Raw genomic sequence first — 20,238 nt, 5'->3', positions numbered from 1 at the left:
TTTAATCATTGTATTATTATCGTTTTTTTTGAATATTTTGTCCTGTTCACTTTAATTTAAAACCCTCTAGATGAGCTACTTTTCCCTTTAACTTTCGAGGACTCTTACCAAACTCTTTTTTAAAGCATTTCGAAAAATATTTGGGATCATTAAAGCCCACCAGGAACGCTGCCTCGGATACCGAGTAATTGCAATCGCCAATTAAAACCGCTGCCTTTTTAAGACGCATGGTCCTAACAAAATCTACTATTTTCTTCCCCGTTAGCCCCTGAAATTTTCTATAAATAGCAGAATAGCTCATATTTAGATCCTGTGACAGATCCTCGGTTTTAAAATCTGGATTACTAATCTGATTTTCCACAAGATTTACCAGATTTTCAAGAAAAACTTCATCTTGGGACCTACTTCCTCCATTTTTGGGAGTCGTAATTAGGTCGTTCTTATATTTCATAATTAACCGGTCACTACGGGTAATAATATTATTCACCTTTAGAACCAGTTCATTAATATTAAAGGGTTTGTTTATGTATTCGACCGCCCCTGTCCGCAACCCCAAAATTTTGTTTTTTGCTGCTTTTTTGGCGGTGAGAAGTATAATTGGGATATGGGTAGTGAGCTCATTTCTTTGAAGCATTTTGCTCATTTCAATACCATCCAATTTCGGCATCATAATATCACTTATTATCAGGTCCGGATTGTGCTCCAAGGCCAAGGCATAGCCTTCTTCCCCATTTTCCGCCAGCAGAACATTGTAGTAATCGGAAAAGATATCTTTTAATGATATTTGTAGTTCATAATTATCCTCTACCACTAAAATGGTCTTCGCCAATTTAGCTGAAGCTGTGACTATATTTTCCTCCTTCATTTCATATTCAACCTCCTCAACTTCCATAATAGCCTCTTCCAAGGTTACCTCATTTTGTACACTCTCATTCCTATTTTTATCCATAGGAAAACTTACACTAAAACAGGTTCCCTTGACCGGGTCCGACTTTACATCGATCTTCCCATGGTGCAGATCCACCAATTCCTTGGTTAGGGCCAGCCCTATGCCCGTCCCTATTTTTTGTTTCCCTGTATCTGCCTGATAGAACAATTGGAAAATATTTTCCAACTCCTCATTTGGAATACCCGGTCCGGAATCGGTAACGGATATTTTAACATTTCTTTCCCAGTCCTCCACAATTACATCTAATGAAATAGCCCCTCCTTTAGGTGTAAATTTGAAGGCATTGGATAGAAGGTTAAAGAAAATATGTTCCATTTTATCTTTATCGTACCACATTTTCAACTCATCACTGGGGTAGCTACATTTAAAATGGATTCCCTTGAACATGGCTTGCTCCTCAAAGGAGCTGGTTATTTCCTTTAGATCGGCAACAATATTGTGTTCTGCCGCCCTTAATACCAGTTTCTCCAATTCCTTGTCCCTTAAAGAAGTTAATTCAAATACAATTCGGGATAATCGATTAGCATTGTTGGAAATTAGCTTGAGGCGCTGTTGCAACAGCACATTACCACTTTTCATAGCACGTTGCAACATGTTTTCCAAAGGAATCAAAATCAAGGTCAAAGGGGTTTGAATTTCGTGGGACATCTTGGCAAAGAAATCCATTTTTAGGGCGTAAAGTTCCCTTTCATGTTTATGTTCCAGTTCATCTGCAATTACCCTGTTCCTAAGTCTGATCCAGATGACCGTTCCATAAAGTAGGCCAATAATTAAAAACAAATAAATCAACTGAGCCAGATTTGATCGCCAAAACGGCCGTAAAATGGTTATAGCAACAGATGTTTCTTTTATGTCCCATTCCCCGTTCCCGGTACTGGCCTTGACTTCAAAAAGGTAATTCCCGGGAGGTATGTTGGTATAAGTTGCCAAACGTTCCTTTTCGGAATTTATCCAATTGTCATTAAACCCTTTAAGTCTATAGGCATAATTATAATTGGAAAACAGCACATTGTCTATTGCCAAAAATCGAAAGGCAAATGATGATTGGTCATGGTCCAGTTCCAGTGCCTCCAATTTTTCAACCCCCTCGGTAATTTGTTCCGGAATGACGTTTATGGCGGGCTGGTTTAGGATAGCAATATCTTCAATAAATAACTTGGCTACTGTTTCTTCTTTTTTAAGTTGATTGGGCTTAAAGTAGCTTACTCCATTTAACCCCCCAAAATAAATATTCCCATCCCATCCCACATGCGCACTGCGCTGCATAAAGGAATCATCCTGCAGTCCATCTATTTTTTGAAACACCCTAGATATGGAATCCTTTACATTTATATGCCAGATGCCCTTGGTTGAACCCAACCATAAATTATCGTTGTTCTCCAATATTACGGATCTAAAGATGGTATTGTCATAAGTCCCGTTTATCTTTATTTTTTCAACTTGTTGGTCAGCAATATTAAATTTAATCAATTCCCCACTTACCATAACCAACCATATGGCATCTGCATTACTGGCGGCCATGGACCAGATATCATAATTCTTATTGGAAATGAGAGTATCGTTGACATGTTGGAACCGGGTAAAATTGGATTTAGCAATATCGCTACCATCTTCGTTGAACCTAAATACCCCACCTCCATTACACGCAAGCCAAACGGTCCCTGAAGAATCTTCAACAACAGATTGGGAAATGGATCCCACCAATCCGGCTGTGCCATTTTCAAAACGCGCCAACAATTTGTTTCTTTCCGAAAACAAATAAATTCCCATGTCGGTCGTCACCCATAATCTACTTTTGGAGTCCTTAAAAATAAATCGAACGTCCAAAACCATATTATTCTTGGAATTGTTCAAAGGCACCTTAGAGAACCGGCCTTTATTCGTATTATAAACCCACAATCCATTTTTATAGGTCCCTATCCAAATATTGCCACTATTGTCCTCATTGATAGAGTGAATATAAAACCCTTTACTTTGGGCCGAGTTGTTAAAAAATTGCTTTTCAACTCCATTTTCGTCAACCTTGGTAATTCCGTCCCCGTCCGTCCCTATCCAAAGTGTTCCATCCTTTGCCCTGTAGGAAGACAACACCCGTGCAGGGCTTCCCTGCACCGCTCCAGAATGAAAATTTATCTGATTATTCTTATTGCGCAGTATGTTTATATCCCCATAATTGGTAAGTACCCACAAGTTGCCCTTTAAATCTTCGTTTATACCAATTACTGTATTGGTACTCAAGGAAAACCCATTAAGATAATTGTGCTTATAAATTGTCAATTCGCCAGACTCAGTATCCAACCTGTACAGACCATCCCCATCGGTTCCCAACCAAATAAAACCATTTACATCGCAATACATTGATATAAACAATTCATTTAACTGACTACGCCATTGCTCATTTATAATCTCATCCTGAACAAAGGATTCTTTGTCAAAATCATAAACCATTATCCCATGCCCCACATAGGACGAACCGATCCATAATCTATTTTTTTTATCCAGCAGCAGTAGGCTGTTGTCTGCCAGGGTATAGTCATAGGGCACCTCCAATGTCTCTAGACGTTTGGTTCCCAAATAATAAATATACATAGGTCCCTTATAGGTGCTTACAATAAGTTGATCGGATTTCCTAACCACCAAGGAATTCACTTCATTTAGACCTGAAGAATTACCGGGAATGGTGGTAATACTATCCACAATTCCCTTGCCGTGGTCATAGGAATATATAACTCCCTTGTCCGTGGCCAACCAAATAATACCATTATCCTCGTTGACAATATTAACCTTGTGCTTCTTCTGAAACCCCTCTATGGAATTGTCTATGGACAAAAACCTTCCATTTTTCTCCAAATAGGATATTTGCCCATTCATGGATAAAGCCCAAATTACCCCCTTGGCATCCCTAAATATTTTTTTTAATTCATCTGAAGCAGTATCCTCCTTAAAAATTGACTCTTTGGGAGTAAATTCAAAATTATAACCATCGTATTTGGATATACCTTCTGCATGGGCCAACCAAACAAAACCCAGGCTATCCTGTACGGTATGGGTAACCTTTACATTACGGTTATCCAGTTTACTGGGAAGGTGGATAAAATTAGAAGAATGCTGTCCTGACAAATAGGACCAACAAAACAGCCCCAGTACATATAGAGCGTAAATTTTATTCCTATTTATTTTCTTGTTCAAACTGCAACAATTACAATTAATCCTTCCTAATTCTGTCCGAAACAAATGTACCTATAATTGGTGTCAACCTAAAGGAGGTATTTTTTGCAAAAAGGTGGAAAAAAACTTCAAATATCGAAATAATCCGAAAATTTACCCCTAGAACGCAAAAAAAGAACACCTAAATAATTAACACAATATTAATATTTGTGGAACATTAACAACAAGTATCTGTATTAAGGAAAATATGAACCAAAGAAGAAATTTTATTAAGAAGACCGCCATTACAGGAGCTGGTATAGCCCTATTGCCTAATCTAAGTTTAGGAAATGGTTTTGCAAAAGACGCCCAAAAAATAAGAGTAGGTGTAATTGGTGTTGGATTAAGGGGAACCAATCATTTGGATAACCTTTTAAAAAGAACGGATGTTTTGGTTACGGCCATATGTGACATAGACCAAAACCGTATTGATATTGCACAGGATCATATAATAAAAGCTGGCCAAAAGAAGGCCAAAGCCTTTGGAAAAAATGAGCACGATTATAAAAACCTATTGGCACTGGCAGACATAGATGCAGTGGTCATTGCCACTCCTTGGTTATGGCATACAAAGATGGCGGTAGACTCCATGAAAGCTGGTAAATATACCGGCCTTGAAGTATCCGCAGCCAATACCCTTGAGGAATGTTGGGATTTGGTCAACACCCATGAGGAAACCGGTTCCCACCTCATGATTTTGGAAAACGTAAACTATAGACGTGATGTGCTTGCCGTATTAAATATGGTTAAACAGAATGTTTTTGGGGAATTATTACATTTTAGATGTGGATATCAGCACGATCTGCGCGGGGTAAAATTCAATGACGGAAAAACTGCCTACGGAAAGGGTGCCGAATTCGGCGCCAAAGGTATCTCCGAATCGGCTTGGAGAACACAGCATTCCCTGTTGAGAAATGCAGATGTCTACCCTACCCATGGTCTTGGACCTATAGCGGTTATGGCAGATATAAACAGGGGAAATAGATTTTTATCACTTACTTCACATGCTACCAAAGGTGTTGGTCTACATAAATATATTGTGGATACCGCTGGTGAAGATCATCCCAATGCCAAATTAAAGTTTAAACAAGGTGATATCATTACCTCTACCATAGAAACTTCCAACGGGGAAACTATCATAGTTACCCATAATGTAAACAACCCCCACCCCTACTCCTTAGGTTTTAAAGTTCAGGGGGCACAGGGACTTACGGACTTCGATTACCACACCCAACGAATCCATATTGAGGGAACTACAGAAGGACATGGATGGGAGAATATGGATTCCTGGTTCGAAAAATATGATCATCCGCTTTGGAAAAAATTCGGAAGCAGTGCTACGGAAGCTGGTCATGGCGGTATAGATTTTTATGTGATAAATGCCTTTATAGAGTCGGCCAAAGAAAATATTGCACCTCCTATGGATGCCTATGATGCTGCCGCATGGAGTGCCGTTACACCACTTTCCGAACTATCTATAGAAAATAATGGGGAACCACAGGATTTCCCTGATTTCACCAGAGGTACTTGGATCAAAAGAAAACCTTATAACTGGATTAAGGACACATACTAGTTGTAAATATAGAATTGCTTATTGAGTTGTTTGAGTTAGTTGTTTTTCAAAACCCATTTCATGAAAATGGAATGGGTTTAAAAAGTAACAGACACTACACAAAAGTAAAACCCAAATAGAATATGAACAGAAACATTTAAAAAAATTAGCTCGACAAGAATTTTTCAAATTTTAACATCAACCGATTATTAATTTAAACTAGATCAATGAAAAAACCATTTTTTTATTTACTAATTCTAATTTTGAGTGTAGGCCATTTAGCCCACGCTCAAAATAAAACGGTCCAAGGAACCGTTTTCGATGACAATGGAGTTCCATTACCAGGAGCTTCTGTCGTAGTTAAAGGAACCTCTACCGGAACACAATCCGACTTTGATGGTAATTTTTATATTGACGTACAAGGTCCACAATCCATTTTAACAGTTTCCTATCTTGGTTTTAAACCACAGGAAATCCTTGTGGGAAACCAAACACAGATAAACATCACCTTGGCTCCGGATGCTACCCAATTGGACGATGTAGTCTTAATTGGTTACCAAAAGGTATTTAAAAGGGATGTTACCAGTGCTGTCTCCAGTATTAAGAGCGACGATATTGAAGGAATTCCGGTATTGGACGTATCAGGATTGATCGCTACCCAAGCCACTGGTATCCAGAGTGTGAATATGACAGGAGCACCTGCAGGTAGGGGTGCACTAATTATTCGTGGTAACACCAGTATAGGCGGGGATATCGATGCCGATTTGGCCTACAGTAGTCCGTTATACGTAATTGATGGGGTACAGACCAGTTTAGAGGATTTAGCCGGTTATGGTGTCTCCAACGTTGACTTTTTGGCCTCACTGAACCCTAACGACATAGCGAGTATAGATGTACTTAAAGATGCTTCAGCAGCGGCCATTTACGGATCCAGGGGAGCCAATGGGGTTATCATCATTGAAACCAAAAAAGGTGTAGCCCTTGACAAACCGGAATTTTCGTTTTCCACCAGTTTAGGGTTGCAACCCAAACCCAACTTGGTACCAATGTTGGCAGGAAGCGCTGAAAGGCAAGCCAAAATGGGGATGATCCAAAGATGGTGGCATACGGACGAATTACAATCCGGACAAACACCAATGGTCTTGACCGACAGTATAAACCCTGCATTTAATAATAATGTAGATTATCAAGGTTTATTTTATAAAACCGGGATTGATCAGCAGTACGATTTTAGTGTTCGTGGTGGTAGTGAGAAAACCAACTATAGGGTTTCCCTAGGTTATGACAACCAGGAAGGTGTTATAAAAGGTACTGGTGTTGATAGGGTTACTTTTTCCTCCAATCTTAATTTTACTGCTGGGGAAAAGTTTCGCAACCAATTAATTACAAGATTTACCCATACCGATCTACAAACTGGACAAGGAAACCCTTACCAAGGAAGTTTTAACCTTAACTCTTCCCTACCTGTAGATCCGGCCGGACTACAATCTTCCCTATTTTATATCACTGACGAAAGAAAACAGTCCTTAAGTGGGGAGCTGGAAGGCAAATTAAATGAGGATAGGACAGTTAACTTTACCATTTCCAACTTTGCCACCTTTGACCTTTTACCAAGCCTTAGCCTAAACTCCCAACTAAGCTTTGTTTATGACAGCAATAAGAAGAACTTTTATGAGCCGTCTACCATAAGGACAGAAGGAGATGGTTTTGCAAGTTATGCTTTGTACAACAGAAAAAACTTGACCGCTGAAACCTATTTAAGCCTATTTAAAAACATTGGTGCCAATAACGATCATGAAGTTACTGGAGTATTGGGAAATAGGGTAGATTATAACAAATATGAAGACATGGCCATGACCGCCTTTGGTTTTGGTAGTGATGCTATTCAAACAATTAACAACAGGTACACCCAAGACCAAATAAGTGGATATACCGATATAAGTGCCAATGCATTGGTATCCTATTTTGGGCGTGTGAGCTATAAGTACAAAAATCGTTATATGGTGGGTGGAAACTTCAGTATTGATGGTTCCTCCAGATTTGGTAAAGATGTACGCTGGGCCAAGTTCCCTTCCCTAAATGCAGGTTGGGTTATTTCGGATGAGCCCTTCCTTAAGCCCCATATTTCCAGTTTTATAGATTATTTAAAAATTAGGGGTAGCTGGGGTATCAACGGGAAGCAATTCCCAGAAAACTACCTACGTTTCGGAAAATACAATTTAGGTTATGGTGGAAACCCTTATTGGGCCAACCAAATGAATGTTTCCAGTTACGGTGGTGTTACCGGGGTTATTCCAAATTACGACCAAATTGGGAATGCATCCCTTTCATGGGAAGAAACCGAACAATGGAATGTTGGGTTTGACCTGGATATGTTCAACAGAAGGGTAAGTTTGGCATTTGATGCCTATAACAAGAGTACGGACAAGTTATTTTTTGATGTTGCTTTCCCCGCCTATTCCGGTTATAACTCCGCTCCTACAAACGTAGCCGGGGTATTAAACTACGGTTGGGAATCCATGCTACGTTACCACGTTTTCCCTAGGGAGAACGACCTTCGAATGGAATTGTCCGTTGGTTTTGCTCAAAACAAAAACTACGTTTCCAAATTGCCAAATGGCAACCAGGATTACATAGGAGGTGATTATGGATATGTTGTTGGGCGTCCGCTTAACCTGTACAAGATGTTCATTAATGATTATATCATTGATGATCTAGATCAATTGCCTGTAAATCCATTTACTGGAGAACCTTTGCAAGGAAAATCCGCTTGGGCCAATATCCGCCCAGGTTTTCCAATATGGCAAGATCTTAACGGGGATTACTTACTTAATGAGGAGCACGATCTAAAATTAACTACAGACTACTCTCCTATCCCCGATATTACAGGTTCATTCAATATAAACCTGCAGTACAAAAAATGGTACTTCCAAGCCTATAGTCAATTCTCCTTTGGTGCCGATATAAAGAATACCGTGTTAAACAGTTATATGGATAGCTACGATAGGGGTGGTGATGATTGGGCCAGAAGAGGACTTGCCGACCTAAGTGAATATACATTTTGGCAACAGCCTGGTGATGGTGCTGCCGGTGTAGACTTTCCTGCCATGTACCCACAGAGTCCAACACTTGGAGCATTTTACGGCTTCAGGGGCAATCAGACCCTTTGGATAGAAAGTGGTGATTATTGGAAAGTTAACAATGCTTCCATTGGATACACTTTTGATCAGAACGATAACTTTATGAAGAACATTGGCCTATCCCGTTTAAGAATCTACGGAGCAATGTTGAACCCTTACCAATGGCAGAGATCCAAGAAGGTAGTAGATGCCTCCATGGTGGATGCCAAAGGACATACTTATGGAAACGGATATCCACAAGCTAGGACAATTACCATTGGAATTGATACAAAATTTTAAATTATAAACGATGAAACAGATAAAAAGTTTTAAAATATATATCATGGTCCTGGGCTTACTAGGTGCAGCCAGCTGTTCCGATTTATTGGACCAGGAGCCTATCAGCATTACCCATCCCGATGTCTTTTGGGATAGTCAGGCAAACGCCGAACAGGCCGTTGCTGGTGCCTATGGTCTTTTTAAGGAAGCTATTATGACACAATCCAATTTTCTATATTGGGGTGAATGGACCGGAATGACCTTTATGAACAGTCGCAACTGGATCGTTAACTACATTGAAGGTAGTGGCAATTACGTATTGGCTTACCGAGATGCTTCCATGAACTGGAAAAACTTCTATAGAGCCGCCAACTGGGCCTATACCATTGAACAATATATAGCGGATATGCCCGTAGATATGTTCGATTCCCAGTCTGAAAAAGATCGCCTTTTGGGAGAAGCTGCCTTTATTAGATCACTGACCTATTTTTATATGGCCCGTATCTGGGGAGATGTGCCTATTGTAGAGCAATCCATAGAAAGCTCCGATCAGCTTATTTCTGAGGACGGATACATTGTTGAAAATGCAAGGGTTGATGAATTGCAAGTGTTGGATTATGCTCTGGAAGCCGCTAATAAATCTATTGGATTATTGCAGTATTCCACTCCAGGAGCCTCCAATTGGGCTATTACTGCCAACAAGGCAAGCGCAGAAGCCTTAAAGGCCCACATTACACTTTGGTATGCAGGAAGGGACAATGACAATCCCGAGATGTTACAGCAAGCCATTGACGCAACTACATCAGTTATCAATAATAGTGGTGCCAGTTTAATCGATTATGTAAACGAAGGAAAAGAGGGGTTTGATGAAATGTGCATCGGTCAATCCAAGACCGGCTTGTTCGAAATCAATATCAGCGCGGATATGAACGAATCCTTTAGGTTGCTTCAATATGATGATAACCATACTGGACTTACATTAAATTACCCTGTTTGGCAAAGTGTCAATACCGGTATAAGTCCTTATATGGATCCAGATTTCTATGGTAATGAGATGATGGCCACAGATGCCGATAGAGCTAATGACGTGCGTAAGGATCTTTTCTTTTATGAATATGGAACCAATGCAGACTACTCCTACCTACAGAAATACTCGCATTCTGCACAGGATGAAGCTTCCGAAGATGCCTATGCCCAATTTTCTGAATCCAATATCTTAATATTCAGGTTGGCAGATATGTATTTATTAAGAGCAGAGGCCAATGCCAGAAAAGATCTATCGGGTCCTGCTATTTCTGATTTAAATGAGATTAGAAGCAAAGCCAATGTTCCGGATTATACGGGAGGAACAGACCGCGAATCCCTAATGAAGGCCATATTTGATGAGCGCGCCATTGAATTTGTTGGTGAAGCCCAATCTGGTTATGATAGAATACGTATGGATTATTACGATGGAGTGCCATGGGTAAACCAAGCAAGAAATGCCAAAAAAGGATATTTCTGGCCTGTCCTTCCTTCAGTGATATCGAGGAATCCTTCCATTCTACAAACAGAATACTGGAGAGGTAAATTGTAGACTAATTTTAGAACTAAAGAAAACAATCACGATGAAAAAAATAATAATCATACTAACAGCCGTTGTAGTCCTTTATTCCTGTGATAAGGATGGAAACTACCTTGTAGATGGAGGTATTAGTAGTCCAGAGGTGGGAACTACCACCATGGAATTTTTTAAAGCCCATAGTCAGTTGGATACTTTGGCCCTATTAATTGAAAAAGCAGGAATGGCCGATTTGGTGAACGGAAACAACACCATCTTTGCTCCCAATAATCTTTCCATTAAGAATTATGTGAACGCTGTACTGGCAGATATGAGGGAAGTAGATCCACAAGCCCAGTTTACCGTAAACGATATTCCTTTGGATACCCTTACCAAATATATGGGGGGTTATATTTTTTCCGGAAAAATAAGAAGGGAAAACATGACCAAGGACCAAGGAAAAATCTATACTGCCGTAAACGGTGAAGAAAAAAGAATTTCCTTGGAACCAACAGATCAATATAATAATGAGTTGGATTCCAAACCCGAATATGTGTACTTCACTTATAAACAAGGTGATGACTGGGACGAATGGGATAACATAGATGATGATGATAAGGTGGTAGTAAAAACCTCCAATTTAATCTCTACCAATGGAGTTATTCATGTCCTACAGGGAAACCATACTTTGTTCAATTTTGAAAGGGACTAATAAAAATCATAAAAACAAAAAGATGAAAAATATAATTTATTCCATACTGATCATTATCGTAATGGTTGCATCTTGTCAACCACCGGAAGTGGGTTACATCAGTGACAATATCCATGCTTTGGAAGACACCATAGCCGTTCCACGTGGGGTGTTTAAAGTTGGGGCCGCACCGGCCATAGAAGGATCAACCTACCCCTTAAAATGGGAGATTACAAGTATCACGGATGCCCAAGGCAACCCTACCAACGATTTGTTCGACGAATATGAGCTGTTAACTTGGAAGTCCGCCTTTAATGCCGAAACCGATACTACCTTGGCATTAGTGGAAGAAAAGTTGGAACTGGGAGATTACCCCACCATCATGATCAATGAAGTAAGCGGACAATTGGCCTTTACCCAGGCGAGTAAGTTTGTAACCAATAATAACATTTACAAGGTAAACGTTAAAGCTACCAACGTAAGGGGGGAGCGTCAATTGGATGACTTTGTAATAGTAAAATTGGATGATTTTCAACCGGTTGAATTCCCAACAGAAATGCGTTCAAGACTGCAATTGGGCAAAGGTGGCGGCGCTTATGACATAGCCTATACCTCTACCATTATGAACGATTTTGACAACGGTGTTCCCAGTGTTTTGGATGGTACCCATCCTTATATAACAGTAACCAAGGTAAGTGAAGAACCAGCTTTGGGGGTTAAAGTGAAAATGATCATCGCGGACAGTTATGATAAACCATTAAATCCAGAAAAGGTTGTCTTCTATCCATCCGGGTCAACCTTCTTACAAAACTATCATGACAATTCTGTAGATACGGAAGTTGATGCAACTGGTTCCACATTCTCGCTACCGGCACCACCGTTCCCTCAGTACGGAAGAACTTATGCTACCGGGACCAACTCCTATTTAATGTATTACCTAACCACAGATGATGCCTTTACAGTGGACACTGCAGCCTTTGAAGCAGATAATGGACCTAAAGATTGGACACCATATATAGATCCAGACACTGGAGAAATTAGAAACAGGGCCTATATACGCTGGGGAATCAAAATAAATGATTCCGGTACCTGGGAGATAAAAATGAAAATACCATATACCAAGATAAAGGAATAATATAAACTAGTTTAGTATACCTTATAAATGGTTTGTTTTGGCGCAACTTTGGTTCCCATTTCAAACCATTTTTTTATTTATTTTTAGCCATAATGACAACAATTATACTACTTTATACAACTTGAAGTCAACAAGCATGAACAGAAGAAAATACATCAAGACCATTGCACTGGGAACCCTATTGCCCAGCTTTTCCGCTTCGGCGTTCCCATTTGGATTAGTAGGCCAAAATAAAATACTTGAAACAATACAATTTAAAAGCAATTGGCACAACTGGCCCGATATGAAATGGGTAGGTCCCGAATATTGGGGAAACCGATTGCAGGATTGGCGACTTAAAAATGGAACGGTCGTTTGCAATATTAGTGCTGAAAATAGAAACCTTCAGTTATTGACCGTTCAAAAAACGGAATATCTGTCCCCATTACAGGTGAATGTGGAAATAAACTTATTAAATAATAATATATCACCTACTGATAAAGGCTGTTTGGGAATAAGACTGGGATGTAAAGGTCCCTTCGAGGATTACCGATCCGCTGCCGTTTTTGGTAAAGGGCTCAATATAGGACTTAACCCTAATGGTACGCTACAGGTAGGGGATGAATCCTTCGAAACCAAGCTTTCACAAATTCCAAATAACTTCAAATTGGCAGCAGAGTTTAGGCCTTCAGAAAATAAATACCAATTAAAGGTTTTGATACTGGACTCCATAACCGATCAACTAATTCATACCCAGGAAAACATAGCCGTTGATGGTAAAAGTGTTGAAGGCAATTTTGCCCTGCTCGCCGATTTAAAAACGGCTAAGAGTAACGCATCCCAACCTTCTGCCTCATTTTCCAATTGGAATATATCCGCAGATAATCTTATTTCAAACAAGGACCAATTATATGGACCTATTTGCTTTGCCCAATACACCCTTCAAGACCAAAAGCTAAAACTAACAGCACAGTTAGCTCCCATTGAAGAAATTGAGGGTCATACCGTAATTCTGCAATTCAAGGAGCAAGGCATTTGGAAAACCGCCAATAATACCAAGTTGGAACATATAGGAAGAGCAATAAGCTTCATTGTTGAAAACTGGAGTGCCAGCACGGATGTTCCGTACCGTATTTTGGTAGAAATTCCTTTAAAAAACGCAACCCACCAATACACCTACGACGGAACCATAGCCCAAGAACCAATGGATAAGGTATCGGTTTCAGCAGCTGTTTTTAGCTGTAATTTCCACTATGGTTTTCCAGATAACGACGTTTACGAAAATATGTCCAAATTAAATCCTGATATTATTCTTTTCCTGGGTGACCAATTTTACGAGGGTACCGGTGGATATGGAGCAGAACGCAGTGGTGACCTGGACAATCTATGTCTGGATTACCTTAGAAAATGGATGATGTTCGGTTGGTCTTACAGGGAATTGTTTAGGCACAAACCCTGCGCCATAATCCCAGATGATCATGATGTATACCACGGTAATGTATGGGGCGAGAGTGGAAAAAAGGCCGATACCAGTGAAGGACATGGCATGCTGGCACAGGATTCTGGCGGATATAAAATGCCTGCCGAATGGGTCAACATGGTACAATTTACCCAAACCAGCCATTTACCGGATCCCTACGACCCTACTCCCGTACAACAGAATATCGGCGTTTATTATACGACTTGGAATTATGCTGGACTTAGTTTTGCCATCTTGGAGGACAGAAAGTTTAAATCGGCCCCAAAGCATGTATTACCTCCGGAAGCCCAGGTTAGAAATGGTTGGATACAGAACAAAGAATTTAATATAAAACAACACCGGGATCTGGATGCCGTACTTTTAGGAAAGAGGCAGCACAAATTTATAGATCATTGGACCCAGGATTGGAACAATGGTATAGAAATGAAAGTAGTGCTATCCCAGACCAATTTTGCCACAGTAGCCACCTTACCAAAAACGGCCCTTAACGATGATGTGGTTCCCTCCTTACCTATTCCTGAAAAGGGAGAATACGTACTTGGGGATGTCCCTACCGTAGATATGGATTCCAACGGCTGGCCTGCAAATGAAAGGGATAAGGCCGTTGAGGCCATCAGAAAATGTTATGCATTTCATATTGCCGGTGACCAACATTTGGGAAGTTTTATCCAATATGGCACCGATGAGCACGGAGATAGCGGTTATGCCTTTGCCGGTCCTGCCTTGAACAATATTTGGCCCAGAAGATTCTGGCCGGAAGTGAAAAGCGATGAACATACTTATGAAAATCCCGCCTATGTGGGTAATCATGTGGACGGATTTGGGAATAAAATATCTGTCCGTGCCGTAGGCAATCCTTTCAATACCGGGATTGAGCCTGCCATTGTTCACAATAGGGCCACAGGATACGGATTGGTAACCTTCAATAAGAAAGAAAGAACCATAACCACGGCCTGTTGGCCTAGATATGCCGACCCTAGCAGCAATAAAAATGAACAATTCCCAGGATGGCCAATCACCATAAAACAAGAGGACAATTATGGCAAAAAGGCTGTAGCCTGGTTGCCTACCATTAAGGTTGTCGACGGAAATAAACCGGTTATTTCAATTTTCGATAAAAACCATCAGTTAGTTTATTCCATTCGTATGGCAACCAACACCTTTGCCCCCAAAGTCTTCGATGAAGGAAAATATACCATCGTAATCCTGGATACGCAAAACAAAAGAAAAAAGACACTAAAAAATATTAGGGCCAAAACAATCAACAAACGAATATTGGAGGTTAGTCTTGTATAAAATGGCTCGGTATTTCTTTTAACGCTATATGGACCAATAAAAAAATCCCAAACTTTCTACGATTATAGAAAGTTTGGGATTAATTATCATAAGTATTTAAAAACTTAAATCACTACCGTCTTTCCTGGGATTGGAATATTATAAGTACCATCGGCATTAGGTTGCACCGGTGCTGGTGAATCCCATGTTAAATTGTCCGGAGCCAAGTCAATGTTGGAAGTCATGGCTTCCTCCCACTTAATTACCTTTCCAGAATAAGTTGCCATTCTACCAATAATTGCACTCATTGTACTCATAGCCCCATTCTCCGCATCGGCAATAACTCCTTTGTTCCTAATAGATTCAAAAAGTTTAATATGCTCTACCTGATAAGGGTTTGGATCATCCTTTCCTCTATGGGTAAATATTTCCCCACCGGCATAATCCTTAATAAAGGTGTTATCACCATAGGTCTCAATAGTACCCTTGGTACCTTGGAATGTTTCCGCTACCCTACTCATAGTTTCTGGCATATGGCGGCACTGACTAGCGATTACCGCACCGCTTGGGTAGGTATATTCTACAAAATGGTGATCAAAAATCTCCCCATGGTCCTTTCCCGTCCTTACTTGCCTTCCACCAAATCCTTGTGCCGATATTGGGTATTCCCCAATAAACCAGTTGGCAACATCTATATTGTGGATGTGCTGTTCCAAAATATGGTCTCCGCACAACCAGTTGAAATAATACCAATTGCGCATCTGGTATTCCAACTCGGATTGTCCAGGCTGTCTTTCCCTTACCCAAACACCACCACTGTTCCAATACACTTGTCCGGAAACAATTTTTCCGATCTTATTGTCTTTAATATGTTTTATCCCTGCCAAATAGTTGTCCTGATAATGTCTTTGAAGACCAACAACCACGTTCAGTTTTTTATCCTTTGCCACTTGCGCCGCTGCCAATACCTTTCGTACTCCAGGTATGTCCGTGGCAACCGGCTTTTCCATAAATACATGCTTTCCTGCATTAACGGCATATTCAAAATGCTGGGGTCTAAATCCTGGAGGAGTCGCCAAAATAACCACGTCTGCCATGTTTATGGCCTTTTCAGCGCCATCAAAACCAACAAACTGATTGGCCTTGGGAACATTTACCTTCTTGCTATCCTTAAACTCCTTCTGCAAATTCATTAAACTTCCCTGCAACCTATCCTCAAAAGCATCGGCCATAGCCACCAATTCAACATTGGGATCCGCCTTCAAGGCCTGTTGCGCCGCACCTGTACCACGACCACCACAACCAATCAAGGCTATCTTTAATTTCTTGTCATTAGCGACATTTACCATAGCATTCATCTGCATGGTAGGTAAAATCATTGCTCCTGTTACTAGAGCACTGCTCTTAACAAAATCTCTTCTACTGTTTTTAATATTGGTCATGGTGTTACTTGTTTGTTTAGTTTTTTATGTTTTAAATTAAAAAAATACCTAATCATTGCCTCATAAAAAATTGGAGGACAAGAATGGGTTGTCAAGATAGAGATTTATTTGGAAACGTACAATGTACATTTTTACAGAATAGCATCGATTATGTTAAATATTCTATGTTATCCCAAAAAACCGAAAGTAAATTTACCTAACACCAAAAATCCGACCATATTTAGCAGCTAACACTAAAAGGACAATTTCCTTATAGTTTGGACTTTTCTTCAATAGCTTCCGGTTTAAAATTCCGATGCCTTTCCATCATCATATTTTGAAGGGAATCCATTTGTTGGAATAGTTCCCGCATGTCCGAAAAGTTATTGCTACGTTGTCTTTCAAAGAAATCCTTAAAATATTGACTTCCGTTCATAATGGAATCCATATCCATAAACTGCCCCAAATTATGGCCCTCCATAAAAGAGGATAAATTACCCTGTGAAAAAAACTTCATTGAATTCATAATACTGTCCAGATTCATTTCCTTTGGCAAGTTCTTTAGATTGCTGTAGGAATAGGAGTAAATGGAGTCATATCCTATTACATTTCCTTTCTCATCGTATTTTTTATCAACCTTCCAGCTAATTTTCGGTTTATTCACAGAAATACTGTCCGTATTTTTTTCGGCCAGATCAACCTTGGATTTACTGCGGTCGTCCTGTGCCTGGCATGCAACCAAAATCAGACCCGACAAAAGGGAAAACACAAATTTTTTCATTTTAAAAAATTTTAATTAAACCTCCGTTTTTCATCATTGGCCTCAAAAAAAATGCCATCCAAGTTATTATTTATACAGTTGACAGGTTAAAAATGTGTTAAACATATGCTATCTTTAATTATAGAATTCAAAAGTGCCGATAGCGCAAGACAATGGTCAACCGCATGGGCCTTTTTATGTGATCTTAATTGAATGACTAAAGAAAAAATAGCTCAAGAACAAAAGCGATTGGAAGATTCCCGATCCAAAACGAAGGATTGGCATAAATGGGGTCCATATTTAAGTGAGCGGCAATGGGGGACGGTTAGGGAAGATTACAGTCCGGATGGAGATGCCTGGAACTACTTTTCGCACGAAGACTCCCGAAGTAGGGCTTATAGATGGGGAGAAGATGGGATTGCCGGTATATCTGACCGATATTGTAATATATGCTTCGGAATAGCCCTATGGAACGGTAAAGATAGTATTTTAAAGGAGCGACTATTTGGCCTAACAGGGCCTCAAGGGAACCACGGCGAGGATGTTAAGGAGCTCTATTACTATTTGGAGAATACCCCCACCCATTCCTATATGAAGCATCTGTACAAATATCCACAGAACGAATTTCCCTATATAGAATTGGTGGAAGAAAACAGGAAGCGGGGCAAGTATGATTTCGAGTACGAGCTTTTGGATACCGGCATCTTCGATAACAATGAATATTTTGATGTTGTTACAGAATATGCAAAGGCGGACAACGAGGATATTCTCATAAAAATATCTATTAGCAATAGAAGTTCCAAGTCTGCTCCCATACATGTTCTACCCACTCTTTGGACCAGAAATCTGTGGAGTTTCGTAGGCATGCCCGAAAAACCGATCATAAAAAAACAAACCCTTAAAGACCAAACCTTTGTCTCCATAGACCATATTTATGTTGGCAAATACAACCTATATTTTGAAGAACCAACCCGATTGTTGTTTACCGAGAACGAGACCAATATGGAGAAGGTCTATGCGCAGCCGAACGATCATCCCTTCAAAAAGGATCTCTTTCACAATTCCGTAGTGAACAACGATTATTCCATTATTTCTAAAAATAATCAAGGCACCAAATTTGCACCCTTGTACGAGATATATCTTAAAGCTGGGGAAACAAAATCGATTAAATTAAGATTGACCGCCTCTTCTTTGGAAACCCCGTTCGATAAGAGTTTTGAAACTGCCTTTACCAAAAGAATCCAAGAATCCCAAGAATTTCTGGATGCTACTTTTAAAACTACTTCCAAAGAAGCCAAAGAAATACAGAAACAGGCTATTGCCGGACTGTTATGGTCCAAGCAATATTACAATTACGAAGTAGAAAGGTGGCTTAACGGAGACCATAAGGAGATGCCCCCGCCACAAAATAGATTTAACGGCAGAAACAAGGAATGGAAAACACTGAGGAACCATGATATCCTTGCTATGCCGGACAAATGGGAATATCCCTGGTTCGCGGCCTGGGACACCGCCTTCCATTGTGTTAGCCTAGCCTTGGTAGATTCCAGTTTCGCCAAGGATCAATTGTTGTTATTTACCAAGGAATGGTATATGGCACCAAACGGACAAATACCGGCATACGAATGGAATTTCAGCGATGTTAATCCACCCGTACAAGCTTGGGCCTCCCTACAAGTTTATCAAATGGAAAAAAAGAGGACCGGTAAAGGGGACCTTATCTTTTTAAAACGGATGTTCAACAAATTGGCCCTAAATTTTACCTGGTGGGTAAACAGGGAAGATAGTCTTGAAAACAACGTTTTTGAAGGAGGATTTTTAGGCCTGGATAATATTGGGGTCTTTGATCGTAGTCGCGATATTCCAGGGGGAGGGGTTTTGGAACAGGTTGATGGAACCTCATGGATGGCCTTATACTGCCTAAATATGTTGGAGATGGCCCTTGAAATAGCATTGGAAGACATATCTTTTGAGGATATGACCATGAAGTACTTTGGCCATTTTGTCTTTATTGCAGAAGCATTGAATAACATAAGTCAGGATTATAACGGGTCATGGGATGAAAGCGAAGGTTTTTTCTATGATAAGTTGATATTCCCTAATGGGGAATCTATGCCCATTAAAGTGCGTTCCATTTCGGGATTGTTATCCCTTACAGCGGTATTGAATATCAAGAAGGAATATTTGGACAAACTACCCAGGTTTAGAAAAAGTATGGAATGGTTTCGTAGACACCGTATAGAAAACGCAAAATATCAGGTAATGGAAGAATACTCCGAAAATAAGGATGTTCTATTATCGTTGGTGCCAAAAGAGCGTTTGCAGAAGCTGATAGGAAGTATTTTGGACGAAAAGGAATTTCTTTCGCAATTCGGCATTAGATCACTGTCCAAAATACATGAAAATCCCTACACCATCCACATAGATGGAAAAACCTATGGGATTAATTATGAACCTGCGGAGTCTACCACTGGACTTTTTGGAGGAAACTCCAATTGGAGGGGGCCTATTTGGATGCCCATGAACTATTTATTTATTAATTCCCTAAGGGAGTATCATAGCTATTTTGGGAATAAACTAAAATTCCCTTATCCCACTGGTAATGGCAATATGATGAATTTAAAGGATATTAGTGATGAAATTGGCAAAAGACTGATACTACTTTTTGAAAAGGATGCTGACGGTAATAGACCCATTCACCAATTACACGAAGAAAAATACCAAAGCCCACATTTTAACGACCTTATCTTATTTTATGAGTATTTTCACGGGGACAGTGGTAGAGGTGTTGGAGCTTCACATCAAACCGGATGGACCGCTTTGGTGGCTAATTTAATGGAAGAAATATAAT

General features: G+C 40.0%; 10 protein-coding genes. 7 read left to right on the top strand and 3 right to left on the bottom strand.

Translation table 11 applies throughout. The features are described from left to right. Positions 1 to 46: 46 nt before the first annotated feature. On the bottom strand, positions 47 to 4,138 hold the full coding sequence (locus tag KO529_RS15905; protein WP_215948856.1) for a hybrid sensor histidine kinase/response regulator transcription factor: 4,092 nt from the start codon (positions 4,136 to 4,138) through the stop codon (positions 47 to 49). Between the two features lie 226 nt (positions 4,139 to 4,364). Between KO529_RS15905 and KO529_RS15900 the strand changes: the two genes are divergently transcribed. From KO529_RS15900 to KO529_RS15875, 6 genes are all read left to right on the top strand, one after another. Next, positions 4,365 to 5,729, top strand: coding sequence for a Gfo/Idh/MocA family protein (locus KO529_RS15900; RefSeq protein ID WP_215948855.1), 1,365 nt, complete (start codon positions 4,365 to 4,367; stop codon positions 5,727 to 5,729). Positions 5,730 to 5,935: 206 nt separating this feature from the next. Further along, positions 5,936 to 9,127, top strand: a complete 3,192-nt coding sequence (locus KO529_RS15895) for a SusC/RagA family TonB-linked outer membrane protein (protein ID WP_215948854.1) — start codon at positions 5,936 to 5,938, stop codon at positions 9,125 to 9,127. A gap of 10 nt (positions 9,128 to 9,137) precedes the next feature. Next, positions 9,138 to 10,682: a RagB/SusD family nutrient uptake outer membrane protein gene (locus KO529_RS15890; RefSeq protein ID WP_215948853.1), complete on the top strand. Its 1,545-nt coding sequence runs from the start codon at positions 9,138 to 9,140 to the stop codon at positions 10,680 to 10,682. 31 nt (positions 10,683 to 10,713) lie between these two features. Next, positions 10,714 to 11,358, top strand: a complete 645-nt coding sequence (locus tag KO529_RS15885; RefSeq protein ID WP_215948852.1) for a fasciclin domain-containing protein — start codon at positions 10,714 to 10,716, stop codon at positions 11,356 to 11,358. A gap of 22 nt (positions 11,359 to 11,380) precedes the next feature. Continuing rightward, entirely contained in the window at positions 11,381 to 12,472 is a 1,092-nt protein-coding gene (locus KO529_RS15880) for a DUF5007 domain-containing protein (RefSeq protein WP_215948851.1), read from the top strand. Positions 12,473 to 12,608: 136 nt separating this feature from the next. Continuing rightward, positions 12,609 to 15,227: an alkaline phosphatase D family protein gene (locus KO529_RS15875; RefSeq protein ID WP_215948850.1), complete on the top strand. Its 2,619-nt coding sequence runs from the start codon at positions 12,609 to 12,611 to the stop codon at positions 15,225 to 15,227. Positions 15,228 to 15,331: 104 nt separating this feature from the next. On the opposite strand, the gene KO529_RS15870 is transcribed toward KO529_RS15875, so the two are convergent. After that, positions 15,332 to 16,648, bottom strand: a complete 1,317-nt coding sequence (locus KO529_RS15870; RefSeq protein WP_215948849.1) for a Gfo/Idh/MocA family protein — start codon at positions 16,646 to 16,648, stop codon at positions 15,332 to 15,334. Between the two features lie 250 nt (positions 16,649 to 16,898). Beyond that, positions 16,899 to 17,408, bottom strand: a complete 510-nt coding sequence (locus KO529_RS15865) for a hypothetical protein (RefSeq protein WP_215948848.1) — start codon at positions 17,406 to 17,408, stop codon at positions 16,899 to 16,901. Positions 17,409 to 17,600: 192 nt separating this feature from the next. Here KO529_RS15865 and KO529_RS15860 point away from each other — a divergent pair, with 192 nt between their 5' ends. Beyond that, positions 17,601 to 20,237 carry an MGH1-like glycoside hydrolase domain-containing protein gene (locus tag KO529_RS15860; RefSeq protein ID WP_215948847.1) on the top strand — a complete coding sequence of 879 codons (2,637 nt, stop codon included), beginning with the start codon at positions 17,601 to 17,603 and terminating at the stop codon, positions 20,235 to 20,237. Position 20,238 lies beyond the last annotated feature (1 nt).

The organism is Arenibacter algicola (genome assembly GCF_018860365.1).
In the GTDB taxonomy this organism is placed as follows: Bacteria; Bacteroidota; Bacteroidia; order Flavobacteriales; family Flavobacteriaceae; genus Arenibacter; species Arenibacter algicola_B.
This window is presented reverse-complemented; position numbering and strand designations above follow the sequence as displayed.